The 13301-nt window shown below is 68.1% G+C and carries 9 protein-coding genes; 7 read left to right on the top strand and 2 right to left on the bottom strand.

All coding sequences use genetic code 11. The features are described 5' to 3' along the window. Window positions 1-56: 56 nt before the first annotated feature. The 5 genes from FKV23_RS01315 (at window position 57) to FKV23_RS01295 (ending at window position 5251) form a co-directional block, all read left to right on the top strand. Window positions 57-1694: a family 43 glycosylhydrolase gene (locus tag FKV23_RS01315; protein WP_141622232.1), complete on the top strand. Its 1638-nt coding sequence runs from the start codon at window positions 57-59 to the stop codon at window positions 1692-1694. 62 nt (window positions 1695-1756) lie between these two features. After that, the gene (locus tag FKV23_RS01310; RefSeq protein WP_141622231.1) at window positions 1757-2827 is read left to right on the top strand and encodes a LacI family DNA-binding transcriptional regulator; all 1071 of its coding nucleotides are present in this window, start codon (window positions 1757-1759) and stop codon (window positions 2825-2827) included. A 163-nt stretch (window positions 2828-2990) separates the two neighbouring features. Next, a complete protein-coding gene (gene kduI / locus FKV23_RS01305) occupies window positions 2991-3833 on the top strand; it encodes a 5-dehydro-4-deoxy-D-glucuronate isomerase (RefSeq protein WP_141622230.1) in 843 nt (280 codons plus the stop codon). A 128-nt stretch (window positions 3834-3961) separates the two neighbouring features. After that, a complete protein-coding gene (kduD, locus tag FKV23_RS01300) occupies window positions 3962-4717 on the top strand; it encodes a 2-dehydro-3-deoxy-D-gluconate 5-dehydrogenase KduD (protein ID WP_141622229.1) in 756 nt (251 codons plus the stop codon). Window positions 4718-4819: 102 nt separating this feature from the next. Continuing rightward, complete coding sequence (locus FKV23_RS01295; protein WP_141622228.1) at window positions 4820-5251, top strand: cupin domain-containing protein; 432 nt, start codon at window positions 4820-4822, stop codon at window positions 5249-5251. Between the two features lie 69 nt (window positions 5252-5320). On the opposite strand, the gene FKV23_RS01290 is transcribed toward FKV23_RS01295, so the two are convergent. Next, window positions 5321-8167 (bottom strand): TonB-dependent receptor, encoded by a 2847-nt coding sequence (locus FKV23_RS01290; protein WP_244244140.1) that lies wholly within the window; start codon window positions 8165-8167, stop codon window positions 5321-5323. Window positions 8168-8457: 290 nt separating this feature from the next. After that, window positions 8458-9264 carry a sulfite exporter TauE/SafE family protein gene (locus FKV23_RS01285; protein ID WP_244244062.1) on the bottom strand — a complete coding sequence of 269 codons (807 nt, stop codon included), beginning with the start codon at window positions 9262-9264 and terminating at the stop codon, window positions 8458-8460. Between the two features lie 180 nt (window positions 9265-9444). Here FKV23_RS01285 and FKV23_RS01280 point away from each other — a divergent pair, with 180 nt between their 5' ends. After that, complete coding sequence (locus FKV23_RS01280; RefSeq protein WP_141622226.1) at window positions 9445-11058, top strand: Na/Pi cotransporter family protein; 1614 nt, start codon at window positions 9445-9447, stop codon at window positions 11056-11058. A 221-nt stretch (window positions 11059-11279) separates the two neighbouring features. Next, the gene (locus FKV23_RS01275) at window positions 11280-13250 is read left to right on the top strand and encodes a transglycosylase SLT domain-containing protein (RefSeq protein ID WP_141624975.1); all 1971 of its coding nucleotides are present in this window, start codon (window positions 11280-11282) and stop codon (window positions 13248-13250) included. Window positions 13251-13301: the final 51 nt, after the last annotated feature.

The raw sequence follows: 13301 nt of genomic DNA, 5'->3' as shown, positions 1-13301 counted from the left end.
CATCGGTGTCATATTTCTTCCGGACACCTGTCCCATCCCCACCAACGAGGACCGCCATGCACCGACTGGCCCGGTTTCGCGGACGTGCCCGCCTTCTGACCACCCTGCTGCTGGCCGCCGGCCTCGGCTTTGCCGCAAGCTCCTGCAGCAGTGCCACCGACCCCGGCGGCAAGGCCACCAACGCCACTCCCGACGCGTATGGCTGGGCCCGAGGCGTCGAGAACCAGCGCAAGGCCGATCTCGGTGACGGCACCTTCCTCAACCCGATCCTCGCCGGCGACCACCCGGACCCGTCGGTGCTGCGCGACGGCGACGACTACTACCTGACCCTGTCCTCGTTCGACGCCTACCCCGGCCTGCCGCTGTGGCACTCGCGCGACCTGATCAACTGGGCGCCGATCGGTCACGCGATCACCACCAGTGTCGGTTCGATCTGGGCACCCGACCTGATCAAGCACGAGGGGCGCTACTACATCTACTTCCCCGGCCGCACCGACGAAGGCCGCAGCAACTACGTGGTCTGGGCCGACAACATCAACGGCCCGTGGAGCGAGCCGATCGACCTGCACCTGCCCGACCATATCGATCCCGGCCACGCGGTCGGCGAGGACGGCAAGCGTTACCTGTTCCTCAGTGCCGGCGACTACGTACAGCTCAGCGACGACGGTCTGCGCACGGTCGGCGAGATCAGGCACGTCTACGACGGCTGGCACTACCCGGAGCAATGGGTGGTCGAAAGCTATTCGCAGGAGGGCCCGAAGATCACCCGCCGCGGCGACTGGTACTACATGATCACCGCGGTTGGCGGCACCGCCGGTCCGCCGACCGGGCACATGGTGATCGTGGCACGCTCGCGCTCGATCCACGGCCCATGGGAGAACGATCCCAACAACCCGGTCGTGCGCACGCAGACGCGCGACGAGCAGTGGTGGTCGCGCGGCCACGCGACCCTGGTCGAGGACACCGCCGGCCAGTGGTGGATGATGTACCACGGTTACGAGAACGGCCTGTGGACGCTGGGCCGCCAGGCCCTGCTCGATCCGATCGAGTGGACCGACGACGGCTGGTTCGTCGCCAGCGGCGGCGACCTCAGCAAGCCGCTGCCGATGCCGGCCGGCGAACCGGTCGATGCACACGGACTGCCGTTGTCCGATACCTTCGACGGCCCCGCGCTCGGCCCACAGTGGGCGTTCTACGACCCGGCACCGGGCGAGATGGCGCGGATCGGCTTCGAAGATGGCGCCCTGGTGCTGCAGGGCAAGGGCGAGGTGCCGCGCGATGCCTCACCGCTGACCGCGATCGCAGGCGACCACGGCTACGAGTTCGAGATCGAGATGGAGATCGCGCCCGGTGCGATCGGCGGCGCGCTGCTGTTCTACAGCGACCGCCTGTATGCCGGCCTCGGCAGCAACGGCAGGGACTTCATCATGCACCGCTATGGCGAGGAACGGCCGAAGCGGCTTGCCCCGGGCCCGGGCGGCACGCTGTGGCTGCGGATGCGGCTGGAGGACCAGGTGCTGACCATCCACCACAGCCGCGACGGTCGCGAGTGGACCAAGTACGGCGTGCAGATGGAGGTCTCCGGCTACCACCACAATGTCGCCGGCAAGTTCCTGTCGCTGCGACCGGGGCTCTATGCCGCCGGCGATGGACAGGTCCGCTTCCGCGATTTCCGCTACCGTGCACTGGATTGACAACCGGCTAGAATCGGACGCGATTCCCGACTCCCCCCACACCAGGCCCGGACCGACTGCGGATGCCCGCCTCCAGCAAACCCAAGAAGAGCACTGCCGGCATCGCGCTGCCGCACGGCAAGAACGCGACTATCAACGATATCGCGCGTCTGGCAGGCGTCTCCAAGAAGACGGTGTCGCGCATCATCAACCACTCGCCGCTGGTCCGCCAGGACACCCGCGAACGGGTCGAGGCGCTGATGCGGGAAGTCGGCTACGTGCCCGATCCACTGGCACGCGGACTGGCCTTCCGTCGATCGTTCCTGATCGGCATGGTCTACGACAACCCGACCGCGCAGTTCATCGTCAACATGCAGTACGGCGCCCTGGATGCCCTGCGCGATTCCGGCTTTGAGCTGGTCGTCCACCCCTGCGACAGCCGCAGTCCCGGCTACATCGACGGCGTGCGCCGCTTCGTCCAGCAGCAGAAGCTGCATGGCGTGATGCTGGTCCCGCGCGTCTCCGAGGACCAGGCGCTGGCCGACATGCTCGACGAGATCGGCTGCCGCTACACCCGCATCGCCGCGCTGCCACTGGGCGAGAAGTCGAAGATGGTCGTCACCCACGACCGTGACGGCGCCGCCGAGGCCGCCGACTACCTGCAGACGCTTGGCCACCGCGACATCGCGATGATCACCGGTCCCGGCCACTACCGTTCGGCCGTGGAGCGCACGGCCGGCTTCACCGGCGCGCTCGCCAACCGGGGCATCGAGCTGCCGAAGTCCAGGATCATCGAAGCCGGTTATACCTTCGAGTCCGGCGTCGCCGCCGCCGAGAAACTGCTGTCGGCGAAGAAACGACCGACCGCGATCTTCTGCGCCAACGACGAGATGGCCGCCGGCGTGTACCGGGTCGCACTGCGCGCCGGCATCCGCATCCCGCAACAGCTCTCCGTCATCGGCTACGACGACAGCCCGCTGGCCTCACGGCTGTGGCCGCCGCTGACCTCGGTCCGCCGCGACACCCGCGACACCGGCCGCATTGCCGCGGCGATGCTGATCCAGCCCGACGAGGGCAACCATGGCACCCGCACGGTCGCCAGCGTGCGCCCGCACCTGGTCGTGCGCGATTCCTGCCAGCCGCCCGAGGACTGAGCCCCGATCGATCCGCCGCTCCCCCCCGACCCCGGCCGGGACCCATGTCGCAATGCGAAATGACACCGGTTAACCAAAAGGGTAGGATCACCCTGCCAGACATCCAGACGCACGCCCGACCGCGACACGCGGCGAGGCAGGAAACAACGGAGGCTTCAACCGCATGTTCCGCAAGACCTATCACGCCACCCATCCGGACATGATGGAAAGCGTCAGCAACCAGCAACTGCGCGACCGCTACCTGGTCGGCGACCTGTTCCAGCCCGGCCAGGTGACGCTGAACTACTCGCACAACGAGCGCTTCGTGATCGGTGGCGCCGCGCCCACCGACACCCCGATCAGCCTGCCCGCGCAGACCGAGCCGGCCTCGGCCGCCGGCAAGCCGTTCCTGGAGCGACGCGAACTGGGGGTGGTCAACGTCGGCGCCGGTGCCGGCACGGTCACCGTCGACGGCACCGATCACACCCTGCAACCGAAGGACGGCCTGTACGTGCCGATGGGCAGCGAGGTCAGCTTCGCCTCCAGCGACGCCGCCAACCCGGCGCTGTACTACCTCGCCTCGACCCCGGCCCATGCCCGCCTCGAGGTCAAGCACATCTCGATCGCCGACGCGGTGCCGCTGGAGCGCGGCGCGCTGGAGACCAGCAACGAGCGCACCATCTATCAGTACATCGTCCCGGCCACCTGCAAGTCCTGCCAGCTGCTGCTGGGTCTGACCATCCTCAAGCCGGGCAGCGTGTGGAACACCATGCCGCCGCACCTGCACGACCGCCGCTCGGAGATCTACTTCTACTTCGATCTCGGCGAGGACCGGGTCATGCACTTCATGGGCGACCCGGCCGACATGCGCCACCTCGTGATCGCCAACAACGAAGCGGTGATCTCCCCACCGTGGTCGATCCACATGGGCTCGGGCACCAGCAACTACTGCTTCATCTGGGCCATGGGCGGCGAGAACCTCGACTACACCGACATGAACCAGCTGGATATCTGCCAGCTGAAGTAATCCGATCACCGCGTCATTCCCGCGAAGGCGGGAATCCATGGACGTTCTCGCGACAAAGCAAAGTCCATGGATCCCCGCCTTCGCGGGGATGACGAATTGAGACAACGCATAGCGAAGAGGAAAAGCACATGTCCAATCCGTTCAGTCTCGAAGGCAAGGTCGCGCTGGTCACCGGCGCCAACACCGGTCTGGGTCAGGGCATCGCCCTGGCGCTGGCCGAAGCCGGCGCCGACATCGCTGCCGCCGGCATCGTCCCGGCCGATGAAACCGGCGAGAAGGTCAAGGCGCTCGGCCGCCGCTTCCTCAACATCGATGCCAACCTGATCAGCATCGAGCCGGTAGGCCGCATTGTCGAGGAAACGGTGGCAGGCCTCGGCCACCTCGACATCCTGGTCAACAACGCCGGTCTGATCCGCCGCGCCGACGCGGTCGAGTTCAGCGAGAAGGACTGGGACGACGTGATGAACGTGAACATCAAGTCGGCATTCTTCATGTCGCAGGCCGCCGGCAGGCACTTCATCGCCAACGGCGGCGGCAAGATCATCAACATCGCCTCGATGCTGTCGTTCCAGGGCGGCATCCGGGTGCCGTCGTACACCGCCAGCAAGAGCGGCATCGCCGGCATCACCAAGCTGCTGGCCAACGAATGGGCCGCCAAGGGCATCACCGTCAACGCGATCGCGCCCGGCTACATGGCCACCGACAACACCGCCCAGCTGCGTGCCGACGAAGCGCGTAGCGCCGAGATTCTCGGCCGCATCCCGGCCGGGCGCTGGGGCACCCCGGCCGACCTTGGTGGCGCGGCGGTATTCCTGGCCTCCAAGGCCTCGGACTACGTCAACGGCGCGGTCATCCCGATCGACGGCGGCTGGCTGGCACGCTGAGACGCATGTGAATGCCCCCGTAGCCCGGGTAAGCGGAGCACACCCGGGATCGATGAACCCGGGTGCGGCTTCGCCTTACCCGGGCTACGAGGGTAAAGCCCCATGAACATTCGAGTCATTGTTTCCTTTGCCATTCCCGCGCTCGCCGCCTGCGCATACGCCGGTGAGCCACGCAGCGATTCCTACGTCGAACAGGAACGCGACATCGCGGTGCAGCAGCCGGGCCCGCACGAAGGCACCGGCACCACCACCGCGTATCCGTTCTTTGCGGACGCCGAGGGCTTCGAGACCGTCTTCCGCAAGCGTGCCCTGCACCCGGGCGCGAGCATCGGCGAGCACCGCAACGACAAGGACGAGATCTACTACGTCCTGTCCGGCGAAGGCGAGCTGATGCTCGACGGCAATCGCCGCAAGGTCGGTCCCGGCGACGCAATCCTGACCCGCGACGGCAGCACCCACGCGCTGTACCAGCGCGGCAGCGAAGACCTGGTGATCTTCATCGTTTACCGCAAGCGCGAACAACCGGCGCCGTAAGCGCCCCCTCCCCCGCGCAATGCGAACGGCCCCGGTGGAGACCGGGGCCGTTTTTTTACATGACAGGCCTCAGAACTGCAGGTTCGCGCGGACGTAGAAGAACCGCCCGCCCGGGATGTCGTAGGTCGACGCGTCGTAGCCGTTCAACGAGCACGACAGGCAGATCGGCGGATCCTTGTCGAACACGTTGTTGGCGCCGGCGGTCAGGTTCAGCCCCTTCAGCCAGTCGAAGCGATAGCCCACCTGCAGGTCGTGGTAGGTGGTCGCATCGAGGGTGTTGGTGCCCGCGGCCGGATCGCTGCAGAACGGCGAGAACGACGCATCGCCGCACTGCTCCTTCAGCTCGCTGATGTGGCGCACGGTCCACGATGCGTTCCAGGCGTTGCGCGTCCAGTCGACCACGAAGTTGCTGGTCCAGTCCGGAACCGCACTGTCGTTGACCTCCACGCCGATCCGGCGCGGCTGCACCTGGCCGGCTGCGCCGACCGCCTCGTAACGGGTCACCCAGGTGTTCTGCCAGGCGACCTTGAAGCGGCCCGCGGTGGTCTCGGGCAGGGTCCAGAACACATCGAAATCCCAGCCGTCGGTCTTGATCGAACCGAGATTGGTCAGGCGGTTGTTGAAGCTGCTGATGCCGCCGGTGCTGGCGCGGGTGATGCCGCCGCAGAACAGGGGATCGAGCGTCGCCACGCACAGGTCGAGCTGGGTCTGGGCATCGATCGCCTGCACCGCACCTTCCAGGTTGTGACGGTAGAAGGTGACTTCCAGGTCCAGCCGCTCGGCGATGCCCGCGTCGACGACGAAGGCCGGGCTGTAGACGAAGCCGGTGCTGAAGCTGCGCGAGCGCTCCGGCTCCAGGTCGGGATTGCCGCCGGTGACCACCGAGATCTGCGGGTTGACCTGGATCGCGCCTGTCGGCACGCCGAGGGCGGCACAGTTGGCCGCGTTGCCGGTCGGCGGCGAGCCGTCGGTACCGATCAGGCAGGGGTCGCGCAACTGGGCGTCGAAACGGCTGTCGGAACCGAACAGTTCGCCGATTGACGGCGCGCGGAAACCTTCGGCATAGGTCGCACGCAGCACCAGCTCGTCGGCCACCTGCCAGCGCAGGCCGTATTTGGGCGTGAACTCGCCGCCGAAGGTGGAGTAGTCCGAATAACGCCCGGCCAGGCTCAGGTCGAGCTTCTGGCCCGCACCATTGTCGAACAGCGGCACACTGAACTCGGCATAGAGCTCGTTGACGTCGTAGTCGCCCGCGGTCGGCAGCGAAGGCACGCCGTTGTAGTGGCCGGCCACGGTCAGCGGATCGGGCCGGTACCAGCCCTCGTACTTGCGGTACTCGTAGCCGGTGGCGAATGCCACCGTGCCGGCCCAGTTGTCGAACAGGTCGCCGGACAGGTTGGCCGAGAACAGGCTCAGCTCCTGCTCGCTGCGGTCGCGCACCACCGGCTGGATGAAGGCCAGCATTTCGTTGGTGATGGTGCCCTCGCCGAAGATGTCCAGCGGCACGCAGCCGGCCACCGCCGCGCAGGCGGCCGGGTCGCCGAGCGCCAGCGCGATGTTGAAGATGTTGTAGCTGCCGTAGTTGGTCTGCTCGGCCTTGTTCTTGCTGTAGGCCAGGTTGACGTCCCAGAACCAGCTGCGCGTGCCGACATCGAATGTGCCTTCCAGGCCGGTGGCGAGGTACTGGGTGTCGACCTCCTGCTCGAACACGCGCGGCCCGCCTTCGACCGGGCGGCGACCGATCAGGACCAGGTTACTGGACGAGTCGAGATCGATACCGAACGGGTTGTACGGATTCGCCGCGGAAATGACGATGTTGTCCGACAGCGGATTGCCGGTGCCGGCGGCGGGACCGAGGAAGATCGGCTCCGGCGCGGCCTGATTGGTCGACTCGCGGCGATTGCCCAGCGCCTTGACGTACCACTGCAGGTTGTCGGTGATGTCGAAGCGGAACTGACCGAACAGGCCGGTGCGTTTGGACGGGGTCAGCAGCAGGTTGTATGGCGAATAGTTGAACCGGTCGGCGGTGCTGAACTGATGAAAATCACCGCCGTTGGGATCGTTCGGGTCAAAGACAGGCGATGTGACGCCAGAGTCTGGCGTGATGTCGTACGCCATGCCCGGATTGTCGTCATCGCCACAAAACCCGGGGGTTCCAGCCGCGCGTGCGGGATCGCAGAAAATGAAACGCCCGGTCGGCGTGCCCGAACTGCCGAAGGCCAGCCCGGTCCCCGGCACCGGGAATCGCGACTGCTCGCGGTCGGCGGCGCTGATCCGCCTCTGGTCGACATGGCTCAGCCCGAGGAACAGGCTGCTGCGGTCGGTGGTCATGCCCCACGACAGGTCGATGTTGGTGTTGCCACCGTCGCCCTTGCCGTATTCGCCGTAGCCGACGCTGATCTGGCCACCGTCGAGGTTGCGGCGGGTGATGATGTTGACCACGCCGGCAATCGCGTCGGAGCCGTACAGCGACGAGGCGCCATCCTCCAGCACCTCGATGCGCTCGACGATGGCCAGCGGGATGGTGTTGAGGTCGGTCGAGGCGCCCACGCCCGATGCCGAGGCCTCACTGACCCAGCGCACGCCGTCGACCAGCACCAGCACGCGCTTGGAGCCGAGATGGCGCAGGTCGACCTGGGCCGAACCGGCACCGACGCCACCGCCGTCGGGCGGGAAGCCGAAGTTGCCGGACGAGTTGAACTTGGTGTTGAGCGCGGAGCCCGAACCGGTCAGCTCCTGGATGATGTCGCCGAGCGAGGTCAGGCCGGTGCGGTCGAGGTCCTCGCGGGTGATGGTGTTGATCGGCACCTGGCCTTCGATCTCGGCCTTCTTGATGCGGGTGCCGGTGACGGTGACCGTATCAAGGGTCCTGGCCTGTTCGCCGGCCTCGTCCTGGGCCACGGCCAACATCGGCATCGCCAGTCCGGCCAGCAACGCCGCCTGGATGGCGTGCGTCAGAGTATTGCGTCGTCGCGCTTTCATCGAATCTCTCTCCCTAAGAAATGCAGATGGGCCACATATCGAAATGCACGCCGCTCCCCTGTTGCGTCCCTACGGCGCCAATGCGTTTGTAAACTTTCTGTAAACAAGCCACAACGGGCAAAAGCGCTCCCTGAGCCCGGCAGACAGGCTGGTCGTGACTGCCATCACAAATATGGCGATGACCGGGCCTCTGCGCTGCACATCAAGGGCCGGCACGCGCCCTCTCAGCCGCCCAGCAGCAGACTGATGCCGACCAGCACCATGAAGCCGGCGAACACGCGCCTGAGCGTCTCGCCGGACAGGTAATGGGCCAGCCGGGTGCCATACGGCGCCGCCAGCACCGAAGCCGCGGCCACGCCGATCGCGGCCGGCAGGTAGACATAGCCGACCGCATGCGCGGGCAGCGCGCCCGGCGGTGCATGCAACGCATAGCCGGCCGCGCTGGCGAAACCAATCGCGACCCCACATGCCGACGAAGTCCCGACCGCACGCACCGGCGCCGTGCCCAGCGCGACCAGCAACGGCACGGTCATGCTGCCGCCGCCGATGCCCACCACCGCCGACAGCGCGCCGATGCCGGTGCCGGCCACGCTCATCCCGAGCCCGCGCGGCGGCGGCGTGCCATCGGGCCGCTGCGGGCGCCGACGCCCGAACGCCATCTGCGCGGCCGCCAGCAGGCAATAGCCGGCCACGATCCAGCGCAGCACGCCGTCATCTATCCGTACCGCCAGGCCGCTGCCGAGCCAGCCGCCGAGCAGCAGTCCCGGCACCATCCAGGCCACCGTCGGCCACAGCACGCTGCCACGCCGGTGGTGTGCGCGCGCCGAGGCCGCGGCGGTCAGCACGATGCTCGCCAGCGAACTGGCCAACGCCGCATGCATCGCCGCCTCCTGCGGCACCCCCATCAACGGCAGCAGCCAGGCCAGCGCCGCCACCAGCACCAGCCCGCCGCCGATGCCGAGCAGGCCGGCCAGCACGCCGGCGACCGCACCGAGGCCAAGGAACAGCAGCAGCGATAGCGGAAGCGACATCGACAACCCTTGCGTGGCAGGACAGGAAACGCAGGGTAAGCGATCGGTGGCTTGCCAAGGCAATGCCGAAACGGTTGCCGCCCCGGCGACAGCCGGGGTGACGGCTTCTTCAGCGTTGCACTGAGCCGGTCGGCCGCGGATCGCCATACACTGCTGTCGATTTCCTCGTGCGTCGTCGACTTGAACATCACCACCTTCATCACTTTCGCCGGCGGTATCGGCCTGTTCCTGCTCGGAATGCGGCTGATGAGCGACGGCCTGAAGGTCGCGGCCGGACCGGCGCTGCGCGAGCTGCTGGCACGCGCGACGAAGTCGCGCCTGCGCGCACTCGGTTCCGGCGCACTGATCACCGCCCTGGTGCAATCCTCCAGCGCGATGATCTTCTCCACCATCGGCTTCGTCAATGCCGGCCTGCTGACGCTGGGACAAGCGATCGGCATCATCTTCGGCGCCAACCTCGGCACCACGCTGACCTCGTGGATCGTCGCCATCGCCGGATTCAACGTGAACCTGCAGGCACTGGCATTGCCGGCGGTGGCGATAGGCATGGCCGGCTGGATCGCAGGGCGTGGGCGCGGCGTCGCGATGGGGCAGGCGCTGGTCGGCTTCGGTGTGTTCTTCCTTGGCCTGGATGTGCTCAAGGGCGCGTTCACCGGGGCCGAAGGCATGTTCGCGCTGGCCGAGCGCGCCGGCGATGGCCCGCTGCGGATTGGCCTGTTCACCGTCATCGGCGCGCTGATGACCCTGCTGATGCAGTCTTCGAGCGCGGCGCTCGCGGTCACCCTCACCGCCGCCGCGAGCGGCATGCTGCCGTTGCCGGCCGCGGCCGCGATGGTGGTCGGCGCCAACGTCGGCACCACCTCGACCGCGGTGTTCGCCACCATCGGCGCGACCTCGCCGGCGCGCCGGGTCGCCGCCGCGCATGTCGCGTTCAACCTGGTCGCGGCGCTCGGCACGCTGGCAACGCTGCCATGGCTGCTCGCCCTGGCCAAGATGATCGCCGGGCATGACGGCCCGCCCTCGACCCTGCTCGCGATCTTCCACACCCTGAGCAACCTGCTCGGCGTGCTGCTGATCTGGCCGTTCACCGACCGGATGGTCGCCATGCTCGAACGGCATTTCGGCGAACGCGAACGGGACCCGGCCGTGCCGCACCACCTCGATCGCGCGGTCGCCGCGACCCCGCGACTGGCGATCGACGCGTTGGTGCTCGAAACCGGCAGGATGGGCGGCCTCGCCCTGCAGATGGCCCGCAGCGCGCTCTCCACGGGCACCGCAGCCGGTGACGACACCGGCCTGCAGCGCCAACAGCGCACCATCGAAAGCCTCGGCACCGCCGCGATCGAGTTCACCAGCCGGGTCAACAGCGGCGGCGATCCGGAGGTGGATGCCGCGCTGCCGGACGCGGTACGGGTGGTGCAGTACTACCGTGCCGTCGCCGAACTGGCGCTCGAACTGGCGCGGATGCCGCTGCCCTCGCCCGCGCCACCCGCACAGCTGGCCACACCCCTGCAGGCACTGCAGGACATGGCCGCGCAGGTCCTGGCCGCATCGGACCCGACCACCGATGCGCCACTGGACAGGGCGGCCATCGACACCGCGGCGGGCAGGTTCGAACAGGTCTACCAGGACGCCAAGGCGGAACTGCTGCGCGCCGGCAGTCGCGGCATGCTGCCGGCCACGTCACTGGTGCGCATGCTGGACCGGATCAGCATGACCCGGCGCATGGTAGAGCAGGCCTGCAAGGGCGGACGGTTCCTGGCGCGCCTGGCACCACAACCGGCAGCGATCTGAAGCAGGCGCGCAACGCATCGCCGATGCGTTCTACATCTCGGTGGACGCCTGCTCCGATGCAAGGCGCGGCCCTTCGCCACCCTCACCGGCCATTCCGATTCGCTCGGCTATATTCGGTCCCCATGCATCCCCACCTCCTTCTCCCCACCCTCGCCATACTCGTCGCCGCCGCCTGCGCACAGTCGGCGCCAGCTGCCGAACCGGCCACCGCCGCACCATCGATGGCCGCACCCGCCGCCCGGCCGGGCAATACCATGGCGCCTCTGTCCGACCCGCGCCTGCCGCGCGTCGGGCAGGCGATCGAAGCCGCCGAAGCCGGACGTTTCGATGCCACCGCATACGGCGACCTCGCCAACCACCCGCTGTACGGCTGGGTCGAATTCGCCAGCCTGCGCCGCAACCTCGATGCGCTGCCGAGCGCACAGGCGCAAGCCTTCCTCAAGCGCCGTGCCGGCGAGCCGGCCGGCGAAACCTTCCGCAGCGCGTGGCTGGCCCAGGTCGCCAAACGCGAGGACTGGCCGAGCTTCCTCGACGCCTGGCGCGAGGGCATCGACAGCACCGCCCTGCAGTGCCACGCGCTCAATGCCGAGCTGGCTACCGGCAAGGTCGGCAACGACTGGGGCGCGCGCGCGCAGGCGCTCTGGCTGAGCAGCGGCGAATCCCTGCCCAATGCCTGCGACCCGGTGTTCAATGCGCTCGCCGCGCGTGGCGGACTGACGCCCGAGTTGCGCTGGCAGCGTTTCGACAAGGCCGCCGAAGCCTGGCAGCCGGGGGTGATGCGCAGCATCGCGCGCGGCCTGCCGGCCGATCAGCAGGCATTGGCGAACGACTACGCGGCCTTCATCGACAACCCGCACCCACGCGCGTTGAACTGGCCCAAGACCGACCGCAGCCGGCATGTCGCCTCGCACGGGCTGGCGAAACTGGGCAAGGCCGACCCCGACCGGGCCGAACAGCTGTTGCCGCAGTACGCGCAGGCGCTGCAGTTCACCGAGGCCGACCGCGGCCGCGCGCTGTACCAGATCGCACTGTGGACGGTGGCCTCCTACCTGCCCGACTCGGCGCGCCGGCTCAACGCCGTCCCCGAGGCCAGCTACGACCCGCGCCTGCACGAATGGCGTGTACGCGAAGCGCTGTCGCGTTCCGACTGGTCGGCCGCACTGGCCGCGATCGGCAAGATGGGCGACGAGCAGCGCAACCAATCGCGCTGGGCCTACTTCCAGGCACGCCTGAGCGAGAAGACCGGAGACACCGCCACCGCGCAACGGCTGTTCCGCCAGGTCGCACTGGAAAGCGACTTCCACGGCTTCATGGCCGCCGACCGTCTCGAGCGGCCCTACACGTTGTGCCCGTGGCAGCCGGATGCCGGCACGGCCGCGATGAACAAGGTCATCGCCGATCCGGCACTGCAGCGCGCGGTGTCGCTGGCGCGGCTGGAGAAGGCCGGCTGGGCCGCCGCCGAATGGCGCGACGCGCTGACCCGCTTCAACGAGACCGAACGCGTGCTCGCGGTGGACTACGCGCAGGCCAACGGCTGGCACGACCGCGCGGTGTTCGGTCTTGACCTGTCCAGCCCGGACCAGCGCCGGTTGTACGACCTGCGCTTCCCGTTGCGCCACGACGCCACGATCCGTCGCGAGGCGGCGAAGAACCGCCTCGACCCGGCCTGGGTCGCGGCCCAGACCCGCGCCGAGAGCACGTTCAATCCGCGCGCGCGCTCGTCGGCCAATGCGATGGGGCTGATGCAGATCCTGCCCGCCACCGGCGCCGCTGTCGCCCGCCGTCTTGGCCTGCCCTGGGGCGGCGCGTCGAGCCTGTACGACCCGGACACCAACATCATCCTCGGCACCGCCTACCTGCGGCAGATGATCGACGACAACGGCGGCATGCCGTATTTCGCTATCGCCGGCTACAACGCCGGCCCCACGCCGCTGCTGCGCTGGCGCACCCAGCGCCCCGGCATGGACCCGGACTTCTGGATCGAGACCATCAGCTACAAGGAGACCCGCGAATACGTCGCCCGCGTGCTCGCCTTCAGCGTGATCTACGACTGGAAACTCGACAACAGCGCGCGCACCCTGGCCGACCGCCTTCGCGGCCGCGTTGACGGGCCTCGCAAAAACTTCATCTGTCCAGCGACGTCCGCGGACCCGGCCGCTACCATCGAAGCCACGCCCCCGCCCGCAGGTTGAATCATGAGCACCGCGTCCCGGCCCGAACCAGGCACGCCCGAACCGAGCAGG

Source organism: Lysobacter alkalisoli, assembly GCF_006547045.1.
GTDB lineage: Bacteria > Pseudomonadota > Gammaproteobacteria > Xanthomonadales > Xanthomonadaceae > Marilutibacter > Marilutibacter alkalisoli.
This window is presented reverse-complemented; position numbering and strand designations above follow the sequence as displayed.